Origin of the sequence: Paenibacillus campi, assembly GCF_034659835.1 — a bacterium.
Lineage (GTDB): Bacteria > Bacillota > Bacilli > Paenibacillales > Paenibacillaceae > Saccharibacillus > Saccharibacillus campi.
In genome coordinates, this window is record NZ_JAXSQZ010000007.1 from 32,189 (window position 1) to 49,231 (window position 17,043).

At 47.8% G+C, this 17,043-nt stretch carries 12 protein-coding genes and 1 tRNA gene; 11 read left to right on the forward strand and 2 right to left on the reverse strand.

Features of this window, described 5'->3' with window-relative positions; all coding sequences use genetic code 11:
* Positions 1-85: 85 nt before the first annotated feature.
* Positions 86-838 (forward strand): SIMPL domain-containing protein, encoded by a 753-nt coding sequence (locus tag U1I11_RS16345; protein ID WP_322907208.1) that lies wholly within the window; start codon positions 86-88, stop codon positions 836-838.
* Between the two features lie 385 nt (positions 839-1,223).
* A complete protein-coding gene (locus U1I11_RS16350; RefSeq protein ID WP_322907209.1) occupies positions 1,224-2,405 on the forward strand; it encodes a PdaC/SigV domain-containing protein in 1,182 nt (393 codons plus the stop codon).
* A 285-nt stretch (positions 2,406-2,690) separates the two neighbouring features.
* On the opposite strand, the gene clpP is transcribed toward U1I11_RS16350, so the two are convergent.
* Positions 2,691-3,287 (reverse strand): ATP-dependent Clp endopeptidase proteolytic subunit ClpP, encoded by a 597-nt coding sequence (gene clpP, locus U1I11_RS16355; RefSeq protein WP_322907210.1) that lies wholly within the window; start codon positions 3,285-3,287, stop codon positions 2,691-2,693.
* 427 nt (positions 3,288-3,714) lie between these two features.
* Positions 3,715-3,789, reverse strand: a tRNA-Arg gene (locus U1I11_RS16360).
* 246 nt (positions 3,790-4,035) lie between these two features.
* Here U1I11_RS16360 and U1I11_RS16365 point away from each other — a divergent pair.
* From U1I11_RS16365 to smpB, 9 genes are all read left to right on the forward strand, one after another.
* Entirely contained in the window at positions 4,036-5,064 is a 1,029-nt protein-coding gene (locus tag U1I11_RS16365; RefSeq protein ID WP_322907211.1) for a sugar-binding transcriptional regulator, read from the forward strand.
* A gap of 262 nt (positions 5,065-5,326) precedes the next feature.
* On the forward strand, positions 5,327-6,331 hold the full coding sequence (gene gap / locus U1I11_RS16370; RefSeq protein WP_322907212.1) for a type I glyceraldehyde-3-phosphate dehydrogenase: 1,005 nt from the start codon (positions 5,327-5,329) through the stop codon (positions 6,329-6,331).
* A gap of 287 nt (positions 6,332-6,618) precedes the next feature.
* The gene (locus U1I11_RS16375) at positions 6,619-7,800 is read left to right on the forward strand and encodes a phosphoglycerate kinase (protein ID WP_322907363.1); all 1,182 of its coding nucleotides are present in this window, start codon (positions 6,619-6,621) and stop codon (positions 7,798-7,800) included.
* Between the two features lie 80 nt (positions 7,801-7,880).
* Positions 7,881-8,633: a triose-phosphate isomerase gene (gene tpiA, locus U1I11_RS16380; protein WP_322907213.1), complete on the forward strand. Its 753-nt coding sequence runs from the start codon at positions 7,881-7,883 to the stop codon at positions 8,631-8,633.
* Positions 8,634-10,175: a 2,3-bisphosphoglycerate-independent phosphoglycerate mutase gene (gpmI, locus tag U1I11_RS16385; RefSeq protein WP_322907214.1), complete on the forward strand. Its 1,542-nt coding sequence runs from the start codon at positions 8,634-8,636 to the stop codon at positions 10,173-10,175.
* A gap of 103 nt (positions 10,176-10,278) precedes the next feature.
* Positions 10,279-11,583: a phosphopyruvate hydratase gene (gene eno, locus U1I11_RS16390; protein WP_322907215.1), complete on the forward strand. Its 1,305-nt coding sequence runs from the start codon at positions 10,279-10,281 to the stop codon at positions 11,581-11,583.
* Between the two features lie 1,202 nt (positions 11,584-12,785).
* Positions 12,786-13,016 (forward strand): preprotein translocase subunit SecG, encoded by a 231-nt coding sequence (gene secG / locus U1I11_RS16395; RefSeq protein WP_322907216.1) that lies wholly within the window; start codon positions 12,786-12,788, stop codon positions 13,014-13,016.
* A 639-nt stretch (positions 13,017-13,655) separates the two neighbouring features.
* The gene (gene rnr, locus U1I11_RS16400) at positions 13,656-16,421 is read left to right on the forward strand and encodes a ribonuclease R (protein WP_322907217.1); all 2,766 of its coding nucleotides are present in this window, start codon (positions 13,656-13,658) and stop codon (positions 16,419-16,421) included.
* Positions 16,422-16,550: 129 nt separating this feature from the next.
* On the forward strand, positions 16,551-17,027 hold the full coding sequence (gene smpB, locus U1I11_RS16405; protein WP_322907218.1) for an SsrA-binding protein SmpB: 477 nt from the start codon (positions 16,551-16,553) through the stop codon (positions 17,025-17,027).
* Positions 17,028-17,043 lie beyond the last annotated feature (16 nt).

A 17,043-nucleotide genomic window follows, 5' to 3' on the forward strand; every position in this document is an offset into this window, starting at 1 on the left:
TATACCCCAAATTGCCGGGAATTGTTGCAACATTTGCCTTTACTTAATCGTTTACCAGGTATCAAGCTGAAGGGGTGAATGATGAATGAAACGAACCAAATCTATTACTTCCCTGTTACTCGCAGGTACATTGCTTACAGGTGTAATGATGAGCGTCGCATTGCCAGGCGCAAGCTCGGCGTATGCTGCTGAGACGACACAGCCAGCGGCTACAGGCGTCATTAATGTAAGCGGAGATGGTAAGCTATCGGTTAAGCCAGATATCGCGTATGTATCGATTGGAGCACAGACAACGGCGGCAACGGCTGCCAAAGCACAAGCATCCAATGCACAGAAGATGAACAAGCTAACCGCATTGTTAAAAAAATGGTCGATTCCACAGTCCGATATTCAAACCGTACAATTTTATGTTCAGCCCAACTACAACTATAACGACAAGGACGGGCAAAAAGTTACAGGTTATACTGCATATCATACACTTCAAGTAAAATATCGCGATCTGGATAAAATCGGACAGTTGCTTGATGATGCAGCCGCTGCCGGTGCTAACAATGTAGGCTCGGTCAACTTTGATGTCGAAAACCCGCAAACGTATGAAGATCAGGTGATCGCCAAAGCGATGGCAAATGCAGCAGCCAAAGCAGGCTCGATTGCTAAAGCAGCTAATCGCACACTAGGCGAGCTATTATCGGTGAGTGAATCAGGCTCGGTTATGCCGCCAATCGTCATGCAGCGTTCCGAAGCCGCTACGAGCGATATGAGTGCAGGTGGTACATCGGTTCAACCAGGCATGATTGAACTGAATGCGACATTAACGGTTCAATATGCGATGAAGTAAGCGCACAAAGTTGGAAATGTCATTTTTGTAAAATACGATACAAAGCTGCACAGTCATAACAGTCATCCCCAGTCGGATGCTGCTACAGGCTGTGCAGTTTTGTTTCAATGGCTTCATATTACAGGTAAATACGTACAATGATAAGCATCGTTTCAGTATACTGCTTGTTTGCTAAACCGAAGCAATTCGAAAAATGGAAACGGTGCGTTTTATGCAATCCGCTCGGCAACAGCATATTTATTTACATTTTTATTACTTTTAGCAAGAGCTGAATGACTATGTTGTCACTCTGTTTTAAGCAGTTTGTAAATCAAGAGGCTACAAAGCCGTATATACTAAGCAATGTTGAGTTTAAATCAAACAAACAGAACAGGAGAGATCGATCATGAACACGCAGCATAAACTGAAAAGTACAAACCATCTCCAAAAAATAGCCGCGCTGGTGCTAGCAACGACGCTTGCCGCTGCAGGCACAATCGCTATTTTGCCAGGGGGCGCTCCTTCCGCCTATGCAGCGGCAACAACAAGCCAAAAAGTGAACAAATCCGTTGTATATGTACAAGTAGAAGGTAAAGCCGTATCGACGCAGGGCATGCTTAGCAAAGCCGGCAAAACGCTGGTGCCGCTGAAAGACGCCGCCAAGGCGCTGGGTGCTACGGTTACTTATGATGCCAAAACACATAATGTTATCGTCACAAAAGGCAAGCAAACGTCCGCTTATATGATCTATAGTGATGCCGATACTGACAATCTGTTTGTTACCTTTAATGGCGGCGCACTTGGCGCAAGCTATGACGGTCAAGTGGTCAAAGGGGTATCGTATGTAGAAGCAAAGGCACTGTCTGAGCCATTCGGTTATCGTACTGTCTGGAACAAAGCGACCAACACCGTCAACTTCACCACCGTAGGTGTAAACGCATTGACCGTAACGCCAACAAAGCTTGCCGATCCGATCAACAATAAATACACTACCGTCGATGTGATCTATCCGGTTGTGAGCGGTCTGACGAATGAGGCGGCGCAAACGGCGATCAACAAAGCGCTGAAAGCGCATTTTGATCAATATCTTGCCGTGACGAAAAAGCAGGTTGAAGAAGCAGGCGCTCCGTATTCCAAAGATATGAGCTATGAAATCGATGGCGGTTATCAAGTGACCTACAACCAGAACGGTGTGATTAGCTTCCTGCTGACCGATTATCAGTTCCTCGGCGGTGCGCATGGCGATAACTTGATGACAGGCATGACGTTCTCAATCAAAGATGGCAAAGCGATCAAACTGGACGATCTGCTGAAATCCAATCCTTCCTACCGCCAAGATATCAAAAAAATGCTGCAAAGCGACATTAAAAAACAAAGCGATACGATGGGCTATTCGCTGGAACAATTCAATGATCTGACCAAAAACTCCAGCACGTATCTGGATAACTACTATCTGACCGATAGCGGTTTTGATGTATTTTTCCAAAAATACGATATCGCCCCAGGCGTATCCGGCAATCCGGAATTCCATTTCACATTTAGCCAATTGCTGAAAAAAGGCACGAATCCGCTGAAAGCATATCAATAAAAGCTGTTGTTTTATCCAAACCGGGTAATCTGTGTAGACGACAAGTCGCGCGAATTGCCCGGTTTTTCTATTCCACTTCATGTAACCTAATAAAGCTAAATTATTGATGTAGGAGGAGCTGTATGTTGCCATCATAGGAGCTGCCAACCTAATCGAATCAGAGCATCAGAGCGCATAGATCGTCTAGTTTGTTGTGCTTATCCGCCTATCGGCATACCAAAAAGCTGCAACGGCTCATGCCATTGCAGCTTTTGTTTGTTCTATCCATTCGAACAGGAATCGTAATCAGATGCCCTGTGGAGGTGTTTTTTCGATCACTTTATCGATCAGACCATAATCGGCAGCTTCGGCAGCGGTCATGAAATAGTCACGATCGGTATCGCGCTCGATGCGATCGAGCGGCTGGCCTGTGCGATCAGCCAAAATTTTGTTCAGCTTGTCGCGCATTTTCAAAATACGACGCGCTCTAATCTCGATATCGGTCGCTTGACCTTGTGCACCACCGAGCGGTTGGTGAATCATCACTTCACTGTTAGGCAATGCAAAACGTTTACCTTTTGCACCGGCATTGAGCAGGAATGCACCCATACTTGCCGCCATGCCAACACAGATCGTGGACACATCGGCTTTAATAAATTGCATTGTATCGTAAATCGCCATACCTGCGGTAATGGAACCGCCAGGGCTGTTAATGTAAAGGTGAATGTCTTTTTCCGGGTCTTCGGCTTCCAGGAACAGCATTTGTGCAATAATCGCGTTCGCTACTACATCATTCACTTCCGAACCGAGAAAGATAATGCGGTCTTTCAGCAGACGGGAATAAATATCATAGGCACGTTCGCCTCGACTGCTCTGTTCAACGACCATTGGGATATAACTCACTAGAAACCCTCCTTAAGTTACGATCATCATAAATGTCATTATATAGTGGAATTTCAGGTCAAACAATGACCATAATCATTTGTTCTTACCACATTATAGGTTAGTTCAAACTAAAAGTCAAAGAAAGTCAAACTATCCATCCTAAAAATGCCTAATTTACTGGAAATTAGGTTAATAAACAGAGAGTTTGTATAGTTACACTATGATCGGCACATATAAAAATAACCAGCATCTGCTGGTTAACATCGATCAAGCACGGATCATTTCCGCAACATAAAACATGTATGTAGTTAACAATTGTCTGCTATAACTGATAATGGAACGTTATGTGATACATGATCATACTGATCCCAAACTGTTGGAATCAAACCGAAACAGTTTGCACAACCGCTCAGTCAGCAAAAGTACACAATTGTAAAAATTAAAATGGCGCGCCCGCCAAGAATCGAACTTGGATCTCAGGCTTCGGAGGCCTACGTCATATCCATTGGACCACGGGCGCAAATAAGCAACAGCAAGAATGATTATAGATGAAACAACTTTAAAAAGCAAGGTATGCCCTTACAAAAATTATTACGCCAACCTTCCATAAATAGTTGTCGTCCATACTTGCTTCTACATCGAAAATTGGTTAATATAGATGTGGGACTTAAAAAGTTATGCCGGGACATTTTGAGTCCATATAACTAAGCCTGGTTAAAATGAATCACAATTACACTGAGCGAGATAAGTTGCAGGAGTGGAAAGCATGCGAAAATTATTGGAAATACAAAAGCAGCTTCTGCCCGATCTCACCGACGTACTAAAAAAAAGATACGCGATTTTGCATCAGGTTATGATGACAGGGTTAGTTGGGCGCAGATCACTCGCAGCTTCTCTGAACATGACAGAGCGCGTACTGCGCGCCGAAACCGATCTGCTCAAGGCGCAGGGACTACTGGAAATTGAGAGCACTGGGATGCGGGTGAGCGATGCAGGCAGACAACTGCTTGATGAGCTGGAACCGCTAATGGAGGAGCTACTTGGTTTGTCCGTTTTAGAGGATCGTATTCGTGAAGCTTACGGACTACAGCAAGTCATGATCGTGCCTGGAGATAGCGACACTTCGGTTAGTACGAAGCAGAATCTGGGACGAGCAGGCGCACGAGCGCTGCTCAGTGTGATGCGCGATGATGATATTGTGGCTGTAACCGGCGGGTTTACGTTGGCGGAGGTGGCTGAACAATTGAGCCCAACCTTACCAGCTCCGCTCAGGAATGCCTGGTTCGTTCCGGCAAGAGGCGGACTTGGCGAAAATATGGAATACCAGGCGAATTCCATCGTATCGACAATGGCGAAGCGGGTAGGCGCACAGTACCGGCTACTGCATGTACCCGACTTGCTGCGTAAAGACGCATACGAGCTGTTGTACGAGGATGAGAATATACGCGAGATCGTCGAATTCATTCGCCGTGCTAGAATTATCATTCATGGCATCGGTGATGCGATGGAGATGGTTCGGCGGCGGCGCCTTGATCCGCAGCTCGTCGAAGAAATTCGCGGTGCAGGAGCGGTGGCGGAATCGTTTGGGCATTACTTTAATGCGGAAGGTCAGACGGTGCATCATATGCTGACGCTTGGCTTGCAGCTTGAAGATATCGCCAATGCGGAAATTGTAATCGGCATCGCCGGCGGTCGCAGCAAAGCAAGCTCGATTCACGCTGTACTTAAATTCGGCCAGGAGGATATACTGGTCATCGATGAGGCTGCTGCACGGGAGATCGTAAAGGAACTGTAAGCTACGGCTACAACCCCTTTTCCGGCAGCCGCCCGCCAACACATGTTCATTTCTAGTGTTAGTGAACTTCTAACGGTGTTAGTGAACTTCTAACAGTGTTAACGAACTTCTAACAGTCTTAGCGAACTTTAAACACAAGATGAACAAGGATGTTTGCACTCGCAAACGATCGTACTTCTATTATCACTGTCTCGACTGGCTCAAGCAGCCATGTCTTGATTGCATAAATTTCAACAAACTTATTTCTGGGAGGAATTTACTCATGGTTAAAGTTGGTATTAACGGTTTTGGACGTATTGGACGCCTTGCTTTCCGTCGTATTCAAGACGTAGCAGGTATTGAAGTTGTAGCAATCAACGATTTGACAGATGCTAAAATGCTGGCACATCTTTTGAAATATGATACAACACAAGGTAAATTCAACGGTGACGTTGAAGTACACGACGGTTTCTTCAAAGTAAACGGCAAAGAAGTTAAAGTTCTGGCTAACCGTAACCCTGAAGAACTGCCTTGGGGCGAACTTGGCGTAGACATCGTTCTGGAATGTACTGGTTTCTTCACAACTAAAGAAAGTGCTGAGCTTCACCTGAAAGCCGGCGCAAAACGCGTTGTTATCTCCGCTCCAGCAACTGGCGACATGAAAACAATCGTTTACAACGTAAACCATGAAATTCTGGATGGTACAGAAACTGTAATCTCCGGCGCATCTTGCACAACAAACTGCCTGGCACCTATGGCAAAAACACTGCAAGACAAATTCGGTATCGTTGAAGGTCTGATGACTACAATTCACGCTTACACTGGCGACCAAAACACACTGGATGCTCCTCACTCCAAAGGTGACTTCCGTCGTGCGCGCGCAGCAGCTGAAAACATCATCCCTAACTCCACTGGTGCTGCAAAAGCAATCGGTCTAGTTATCCCTGAACTGCAAGGTAAACTGGATGGTTCTGCACAACGTGTACCAGTAGCAACAGGTTCCCTGACTGAGCTGGTTGTTGTACTGGAGAAAAACGTAACGGTTGACGAAGTAAACGCAGCAATGAAAGAAGCTTCCGACCCAGAAACTTACGGCTACACAGAAGACGAAATCGTATCTTCCGACATCAAAGGCATCACTTTCGGTTCCCTGTTCGATGCGACACAAACTCGCGTTCTGACTGTTGGCGACAAGCAACTCGTTAAAACTGTAGCTTGGTATGACAATGAAATGTCCTACACTGCACAACTCGTTCGTACGCTGGAATACTTCGCAAACAAAGGCTGATCCAGCTCTCTAGCTGAAATAAATATCAATTCCATAAAGCGGAAACAGAGCTCATTTGTTTCCGCTTTTTTCTAAGTTGGATGCTGATCGGGAGCATCCAGCCGTCTGCTCGGCTTATCATTGTCTGGCAGATGTTAGGTTGGATGGAATATCGGCATAATGCCGGCGGCAAAGAGGGTGCAGGCTTAGCAGCAGCGCAGAAGCTTGATGCTTCGGATGCGGCTGTACATATCGGCAATCTCTCCGTCTGGCGTATGCTCCAAACTATGGGCATGGAGGAACGACTAATGAATAAAAAAAGTGTACGTGATGTAGAAGTAGCTGGCAAAGTGGTATTTGTACGTGTGGATTTCAACGTACCGATGGAAGACGGTAAAATTACCGATGACAAGCGTATTCGTGAAACGCTGCCAACGATCAATTTCCTGATCGAAAAAGGTGCAAAAGTGCTGCTGGCAAGTCACCTCGGTCGTCCAAAAGGCGAAGTTGTTGAATCGATGAGACTGACCGCTCCAGCCGAGCGTCTGTCCGAACTGCTAGGCAAACCGGTAGCTAAAGCTGACGAATCGACTGGCGATGCGGTAAAAGCACAAATCGCAGAATTGAAAGATGGCGATGTACTCGTATTGGAAAACGTTCGTTTCCATGCAGGTGAGGAGAAAAACGATCCAGAACTGGCAAAAGCATTCGCTGAGCTGGCTGATCTGTTCGTTAACGATGCATTTGGCGCGGCTCACCGTGCGCATGCATCTACAGAAGGTATTGCACATCACCTGCCAGCTGTAGCGGGTCTGTTGATGGAGAAAGAACTGGATGTACTCGGTAAAGCGCTCAACAATCCGGAGCGTCCGTTCACAGCGATCGTTGGCGGTTCCAAAGTAAAAGACAAAATCGATGTGATCGACAACTTGTTGAACATTGCCGACAACGTAATTATCGGTGGCGGTCTGTCTTACACATTCATGAAAGCTCAAGGTCATGAAGTCGGTCAATCGCTGCTGGACGAAAGCAAGCTGGACGTCGCACTGGGCTTTATCGAAAAAGCAAAACAACTGGGCAAAAACTTCTACCTGCCAGTAGATATCGTAATTTCCGACGATTTCAGCGCCGATGCGAACACGCAAATCGTTGAAGTTGGCGACATTCCTGCCGATTGGGAAGGCATCGATATCGGGCCAAAAACGCGTGAAATCTACGCAGACGTGATCAAAAATTCCAAACTGGTCGTTTGGAATGGGCCGATGGGCGTATTCGAAATCGAGCCGTTTTCCTACGGTACGCGTGCGGTAGCGGAAGCTTGTGCAACAACAGATGCTTACACCGTCATCGGTGGCGGCGATTCCGCAGCAGCAGCAGAGAAATTCCACCTGGCTGACAAAATGAATCATATTTCCACAGGTGGCGGCGCTTCCCTGGAATTTATGGAAGGTAAGGCACTTCCGGGCGTTGTGGCACTGAACGATAAATAAGTTTACAATAAAAGCAGTATGCACGCCGCACGCAGTAATGGGGCGGCGTGCAAGTATGGAATAGAAGGAGTGATACTTCAGTGAGAACACCAATTATTGCCGGCAACTGGAAAATGTTCAAAACCGTTCCGGAAGCTAAAACATTCATCGAAGGCATCAAGGGCAAAGCAGAAGTAGAAGGCGTAGAGAGCGTAATCTGTGCACCATTCACGAACTTGCCTGCACTAGTTGAAGCTGTAAAAGGCACCTCCATCAAAATCGGCGCGCAAAACCTTCATTTTGAAGACAACGGCGCATTCACTGGTGAAATCAGTGGTGTAATGCTGAAAGACCTCGGTGTGGACTATGTTATTATCGGTCACTCCGAGCGTCGTCAATATTTTGCCGAAACCGATGAGATCGTGAACAAAAAAGCACATGCTGCATTCCGTCACGGTTTGACTCCAATCGTATGTGTTGGCGAAAAGCTCGAAGAACGCGAAGCTGACCAAACGAAAGCTGTATGTAAAGTACAAACCGAAGGCGCACTTGCTGGTCTGAGCGCAGAGCAAGCGAAAGCAACCGTTATCGCTTATGAGCCAATCTGGGCGATCGGCACAGGTAAATCTTCCACTTCCGCTGATGCAAATGAAGTGATTGCTTACATTCGTGGCGTCGTACAAGACCTGTACAACGAAGAAGTGGCAAACGCGGTTCGCATTCAATACGGCGGCAGCGTAAAACCGGAGAACGTGAAGGAGTACATGGGACAAAGCGACATCGACGGAGCACTCGTTGGCGGCGCAAGTTTGCAGCCTGAATCTTACATCGCGCTCGTTGAGGGGGCGAAGTAAATGGCTGTACCCAAACCGGTAGCTCTGATCATTATGGACGGTTTCGGTCTGCGTGCGGAAGTCGAAGGCAACGGTGTTGCACAGGCGAAAAAGCCGAACTATGACCGTTATATGTCCCAATACCCGCATACGACACTGACGGCTTGCGGCGAAGCGGTAGGTTTGCCAGATGGTCAAATGGGGAACTCCGAAGTCGGTCACTTGAATATCGGCGCAGGTCGCACGGTATATCAAGATTTGACTCGTATTTCCAAATCGATCCGTGACGGCGAGTACTTCCATAATGAAGCACTTGTTGGCGCATTCGAAAATGCCAAAACAAATGGCACAAAGGTGCACCTGTTTGCACTGTTGTCCGATGGTGGTGTACACAGCCATATCGAGCACCTGTTTGCCACGCTGGAAATGGCGAAAAAGCAAGACTTTAACGATGTGCTGATCCACGTATTTCTGGACGGTCGCGACGTAGCACCAGATAGCGGTAAAGGCTTTATGGAGCAATTGATTGCAAAAATCGGCTCCATCGGCGTCGGCAAAATTGCCAGCGTGCAAGGTCGTTACTATGCGATGGATCGCGACAAGCGCTGGGATCGCGTCGAAAAAGCATTCCGTGCTATCGCTTACGGCGAAGGGCAAAAATTTGTTGATCCGCTTGGTGTTGTTACGACTTCCTACCAAGAAGAAGTATACGACGAATTCGTTGTACCTGCGGTAATCGTAGATGGCGAAAGTCAGCCGGTCGGTACGGTGAATAGCGGTGATTCGATCGTATTCCTGAACTTCCGTCCTGACCGTGCGATCCAACTGTCCCAGGCATTTACACAGGTGGAGTTTGACGGCTTTGAGCGTGGCGATTATCCAACCGATCTGTACTATGTTTGCTTGACGACCTATAGCGCAACGGTCAAAGGACATGTTGCCTTCGGACCGAAAAGCCTTGACAATACGCTCGGTGAAGTGCTCGTACAACATGGCAAAAAGCAACTGCGTATTGCTGAAACGGAAAAATATCCGCACGTTACATTTTTCTTTAGCGGCGGACGCGATGTCGAGCTGGAAGGCGAAACTCGTATTCTGATCAACTCACCGAAGGTAGCAACATATGATTTGCAACCAGAGATGAGCGCGTACGAAGTGGCGGATGCCTGCGTAGCTGAGATCGAAGCGGAAAGACAGGATGTGATCATCCTGAACTTTGCGAATCCCGATATGGTCGGTCACTCCGGTAAGCTGGAACCGACGATCAAAGCGGTGGAAACGACGGATGAATGTGTAGGACGCGTCGTTGAAGCGATTCTCGCTAAAGGCGGTGTGGCGCTCATTACAGCTGACCACGGTAACGCTGAAACCGAGATCGACGAAGACGGTCGTCCGCAAACGTCACATACGACTAACCCGGTTCCATTTATCGTAACCGACCAAAATGTAACGCTGCGCGACGGTGGCATCTTGGGTGATATCGCACCTACGATCCTCGACCTGCTCAGCATTAACAAACCGGAGGAAATGACCGGTACATCGATCATTTCCAGCCGTAAGTAACATCGTCTGCACTATTTTATAAATGATCAACGATATATAAGGATGGACGGCAGCCATTGTCACCATCCACCCAACTTATCCAAGTGAAGGAGACTTTTGAATCATGACGACTATTGAAAATGTATATGCTCGCGAAGTCCTGGACTCCCGTGGTAACCCGACTGTTGAAGTAGAAGTATATTTGGAATCCGGCGTTGTAGCTAGCGCGATCGTACCTTCCGGTGCTTCCACTGGTGCACACGAAGCGGTTGAGCTGCGTGACGGCGACAAATCCCGTTACCTCGGTAAAGGCGTATTGAAAGCTGTTGACAACGTAAACGATATTATCGCTCCAGAAGTGATCGGTATGGACGCTACAGACCAAATGTCCATCGACCGCAAAATGATCGAGCTGGACGGTACGCCGAACAAAGGCAAACTGGGCGCTAACGCAATCCTGGCAGTTTCGATGGCTGTAGCACGCGCTGCTGCTGAAGCTCTCGGTCTGCCACTGTACGCTTACCTGGGCGGATTTAACGCTAAACAACTGCCAGTACCAATGATGAACATTATCAACGGTGGTGAGCACGCTGACAACAACGTAGACGTGCAAGAATTTATGGTTATCCCTGCTGGCGCAACTAGCTTCAAAGAAGCTCTGCGTACAGGTGCTGAAATTTTCCATAGCCTGAAATCCGTACTGCACAGCAAAGGCTTGAACACAGCTGTTGGTGACGAAGGCGGTTTTGCACCTAACTTCACTTCCAACGAAGAAGCGCTCACTTCCATTATCGAAGCGATCGAAAAAGCCGGTTACAAACCAGGCGTTGACGTATTCCTCGGTATGGACGTTGCTTCCACTGAGTTTTACAAAGATGGCAAATACGTACTGGAAGGCGAAGGCAAATCGTTCACTTCGGCTGAGTTCGTAGACCTGCTCGCTTCTTGGGTCGAAAAATACCCAATCATCACCATCGAAGACGGTTGCTCCGAAGACGATTGGGATGGCTGGAAATTGCTGACTGAGAAACTGGGTAACAAAGTTCAACTCGTCGGTGACGATCTGTTCGTAACGAACACAGAGCGTCTGGGCCGTGGTATCGAAGAAGGTATCGGTAACTCGATCCTGATCAAAGTAAACCAAATCGGTACGCTGACTGAAACATTCGAAGCGATCGAAATGGCGAAACGCGCTGGTTACACAGCGGTTATTTCCCACCGTTCCGGTGAGTCCGAAGACAGCACCATCGCTGACATCGCAGTTGCAACAAATGCAGGTCAGATCAAAACAGGTGCTCCTTCCCGTACTGACCGTATCGCGAAATACAACCAACTGCTTCGCATCGAAGATCGTCTGGGCGAAGTGGCTAAATATGACGGCTTGAAATCGTTCTACAACCTGACTGAGCACAGAGGTTTGACGAAGTAATCTATTGCATTGTATCGGGATAGCTATTCCGGTCGCTGTGGACAGGACGTACGGAATCGATATCAAGACGAGCAGATGATGTCCAATGTTTCCAATCGCTTAGGATTAGCGACTAGACTAGGGCGTGTCTTCAAACTGCTTTTTAGGCAGTTCGATGCGTTTTTTTCATTAGATTATGCTTGTATACGCAGCGCAACTCACTTAAAACGCGACCAACTTAAATAATAAAATGACAACGCTAAAAGTTTGAAGACACTGTCTAGTACCTTGACCAAGTTCAATGTTAATTTGGATTGTGTACAGAAATCCTGATCCATGCGATCTTAAAACAGATTTAACACTCCAATTTATCTCGGTCAAAGTACTAGCTTGGATTTATCGCTTTAAACCGAAAGCTCGCCCGTTCATACGTGCTCGCTGTTGGAAGCATGATGAACGGGCACGATCGATCGACATATCGAAATGCATTACCGGGCAGCTAGCGGATCATCGCCGCTTGTCGGCATACGATGGCTGCCCTGGAGAGGGACGACACAGAAACGTCAGGTAGCGTTTAGCAGCAGCAATGCCTTGCATCGGGTAGCGCTGGCTGCTGCCGCTTATCGCTTGTGGACGGCTATCGTTCGTTAGCTAGTAGTAGGCTAGGTGGAATATATAAAGGCAACTGGTCATTATGTCTTCTCTTGCTTGCTGTTATGACAGCTTTGGGATCGTCTTCCCGTTATACAATCAAGTGACTGGATCACTGTAGCTTGAGCGGCTTGGCTCAATTGCTACGGTATCCGTCCAAGCTGCACAGCATAGTCATATGCTGCCTGCCATCCGTTACAGGAATGGGCGTTGCGGCTGCCCCGTACATTTCTGGCACAGGCGGCTTGAGCCGCTACTTACGCCGCTCTCGCCAGCCATGTACCGGACAGCAGCCATCCGTTTCAGCGGATGGCTATTTTTTTATAAAGTTTAAGGAAGAAAGCATGAATTGCTGACGGTATAGATAGTACGATTACTTCTGTGTACGAATACATAGAGTCTCTGCCGTGTTTATTGTATAGATTTGTTTACAGCCCCGTCACGAAAGCATTGCCATCGCTACTTGGGATATGATAAACTATAAATGCTGTTTCTATAGAATGATATGGTTGTACAACCTGTACATATACATTTATAGAGGCTCGGCGTAACCTTTCAAGGAGGTGGAAATTATGCAATTAACTTTTCAGATTTTGCTTACAATTATCTCGGTTGCTTTGATCATTGTTGTGCTGCTGCAAAAAGGTAAAAGTGCTGGTCTTTCCGGTGCCATCTCCGGCGGCGCCGAGCATCTTTTTGGTAAAACAAAAGCACGCGGTATGGACTTGGTGCTGCAACGCACTACAGCTGGTCTGGGTGCTGCATTTTTCATCCTGGCGATTCTGGTTGCTGTGTTCAAATAATGAACGACAGCAGCGGTCACAGTAGCTGCTACAGCCTGGTAGGAAGACTTTATGGAGTCTTCCTACCAGGCTGTTTGTTTTTGAGCGGAATTGGATGTCGGGTTGGCTTCATTCGAACTGTTCATAAAGAGTTCATATTGCCGCTTTATAATCAGAACTGTTCCCGAGCTTGTCCATTATTCCAGTATTACGTTGTAGCAACACCCAAGTCCATGATGTGTAAGATCATTTGCGGCGATTCATCGCTCTCAACCAAGGAGAGAGCGGCGGATGTGCCGCCTTTTTTTGCGCATAATCTGTATCGTTTAAAGAGGCAGCAGCATGCTGGAATATAGGCGTATAAGACGCTAACATTCCGTTTATTTTATCGCTTCAATCCGTGTCTGCACTTCACTTGCTATGAATTTCGGCGGGAACTACAGGCTCTGGATTAATTTAGTGTATACTAGGGTATGTGTATACTACATGAAGCATGATCGTTCGACTCGTTCAACACGCAGACGTCCAGCAGATCATGGATCGATCTGCGTTTTACTATTCATCACCGACACAGATCAGCGTATAAAGCACATCAAACTGCAATTACATATGAGCCGGATGAGCGTAAGCGCTGCTGAAGGTGGGCCGAGGTGAATTTTTATGATTACAGAAGAACAAATATTAACATTTATGCGGACAGCCGCTTATAAACCGATGACGTATCAGGAGCTAGAGGAACATTTTCAAATTGAAGATGCCTCGGACTTTAAAGAGCTGGTTAAATTGCTGAACCGGCTGGAAGAAGCTGGCGATATCGTTTTGAACAGCGCTAACCGTTATGGTGTACCGGAACGGATGGACCTTGTCAAAGGGCGTATTCAGGCGCATGCCAAAGGCTTTGCGTTTCTAATTCCTGAAGATCGTGAGCATGGGGACGTATATATCCATGCCAATGATTTGAACACCGCCATGAACGGCGATACCGTACTAGTAAAAGTCACATCGCGTAACGCTTCTGGCGGACGGATGGAAGGCGTTGTCGTACGTGTTGTCGTGCGCAAAAATACGCGCATCGTCGGCGTATTCCAGGGGCTGGATACGTATGGCTTTGTGTTGCCGGATGATAAGCGGATTAACCGTGATATTTTTATACCCAAAGAATCGTTTGGCGGTGCGGTCGATGGCGAGAAAGTCGTTGCCGAGATCGTTAGCTATCCGGAAGGACGCGCGGCTGCGGAAGGTCGTATCGTTGAGGTGCTGGGGCATAAAGATGATCCTGGTGTGGACATTTTGTCGATCATTCGCAAGCATCAGTTGCCAGAAGCATTTCCAGATGAAGTAATGGACGAGGCGCAAGGAGCGCCGGATGCGATTACAGAGGCAGAAATCGTCCAGCAAGGTCGGCGTGATCTGCGTGGCAAAAACATCGTAACGATCGATGGCGAAGATGCCAAAGATTTGGATGATGCGGTCAACGTTGAGCGTCTGCCTAACGGCAATTATCGTCTTGGCGTGCATATCGCCGATGTCGGATATTATGTGCGCGAAGGCTCCAAATTGGATGAAGAAGCGTACAATCGCGGTTGTAGCGTATACCTTGTCGACCGTGTGATCCCGATGTTGCCACATCGCCTGTCAAACGGCATTTGTAGCTTAAATCCGCAGGTCGATCGCCTGACGCTAAGCTGCGAAATGGAATTCGATGAGCAGATGAAGGTCGTACAGCACGATATTTTCACCAGTGTGATCAAAACGAAAGAGCGGATGACGTATAAAAATGTGCGCCGCATTTTGGAGGACGAAGACGCTGAACTGCTGGAGCGTTATGCCCCATTGATCGACGACTTTAAACTGATGCGCGAACTGGCGATGAAGCTGCGTGGAAATCGCATGCGCCGTGGTGCGGTCGATTTTGATTTTGAAGAATCGAAAATTTTGCTCGACGAAACCGGCAAACCGATCGATATCGTTAAACGCGAGCGTTCGATCGCTGAGCAGATTATCGAGGAATTTATGCTTGCTGCCAACGAGACGGTCGCAGAGCATTTCCACTGGCTAAAAGTGCCGTTTCTGTACCGTATTCACGAAAACCCGGATCAGGAGAAATTGCAAAGCTTCCTCGGGTTCGTGCAAAATTTTGGCTATGCAGTCAAAGGCACCGGCAATCTGATTCACCCGCGTGCATTACAGCAATTGCTGGAAGATATCAAAGGCGAAAAGGAAGAAACAGTCATCAGTACGATGATGCTGCGTTCGATGAAACAAGCGAAGTATTCCGCCGACAGCTCCGGTCATTTCGGGCTTGCCGCCGAATATTATAGCCACTTCACCTCACCGATTCGCCGTTATCCCGATCTGGTCATCCATCGCATCATCCGCGAAGTCATCGAAAACGGCGGTGGTGGACTGACACCGGAACGGCAAGCTTATTTGGAAGCTAAAATGGCGGATATCGCCCAGCAATCGTCCGAACGTGAGCGTATCGCCGTGGAAGCGGAACGCGATACCGACCAGCTCAAAAAAGCCGAGTATATGCTCGATAAAGTAGGCGAAGAATTCGAAGGCATTATTAGCAGTGTCACCGGTTTTGGTATGTTTATTGAACTGGAAAATACGGTCGAAGGCTTAATTCGCCTCGGTATGCTGACTGACGATTATTACCATTTTGACGATCAACAGATGATTCTGCTCGGTGAACGCACATCGCGTATGTTCCGAATCGGTGATACGGTCACGATCCGCGTTGCCAGCGTTAATATGGACGATCATACGATCGATTTCGAGCTGACCGATATGCCCAAATCCAATCGTCGCTTTGGAGATCGCGGAGATCGTGGCGCACGCGGAGAAAGCGAACGCCGCGGTGGGCGCGGTACACGTACCGATGGCAGTAACGGCGAACGCGCCGCTGGAACGGGACGCAGAAGCAAAAACAAAAACGCGAACAAAGCCGAGCGCTTCGGGCGCGCAGCCAAAAAAGCCAAAGACAAAACAGCCGGCACAGCCGCATCCGGTACGCCAAATGGACGCACAGGCGATAGCAGTACAGCGACAGGCAGTACAGGCAACGGTAACAGTGGCGGTAGTCGCGGCAAGCGTAAACGTGGCTCGGCAGCAGCATCCACACCGGCAACTGCTACTTCAACAGGCAATGATACCAATGCTAGCCCAAGCAAAAGAAAGCGGAAAAAAGACGGCGCGATCAGCTTGTCCAGTTCATCGCCAAGCGGCGACGGAAACTCCCGCAGCTTCGCCTTCGGCTCCGGCAAAGGCGGCTACAATAGCCCTGAACCGGTGAAAAAGAAAAAAAACAAATCGCGTAAACTATCCGACACTTTAGCAACTAACAGCACTGCACCAGACGCAACTAAACCGCCGAAGCGTAAATTTAAGAAAAAGAAAGATAAGGCGCAAGATGCGGAATAAAGCGGTAGCGTATAGTCGGATAAACAATTGATTAGTATAGGATTGTACAACGGCATCATTTTAAAAATAATTATACGAACAATATCCGTATCTCCCTGCGCGGGAACATAAGCGGAAGGAGGACCACAGATGGCAACCAAAAAAAGCGAAAACAAAGTGCTCGCTCAAAATAAAAAAGCGTCCCACGATTATTTTATCGAGGACACGTATGAAGCAGGTATGGTGCTAACCGGAACCGAAATCAAGTCGCTGCGCCGTGCCCGCGCCAACATTAACGATGCGTTCTCTACGATTCGTAATGGCGAGGTGTTCATCCATAATATGCACATTAGCCCATTTGAGGAAGGCAACCGCAGTAACCCGACTGACCCAACACGCACCCGCAAGCTGTTGCTGCATAAGGAGCAAATTAGCAAACTTATCGGCGCTTCCAAACGCGACGGTTACACGATCGTCCCGCTTAAAATCTATATTCGTAACGGCTACGCCAAGCTGCTCATCGGACTTGGTAAAGGGAAGAAGCAGCATGATAAACGCGCGACAGCGGCGAAACGGGATGCACAGCGCGATATTCAACGCGCATTGCGTGAAAATCAAAAGCGGTGATCTCATTTATGCAAGT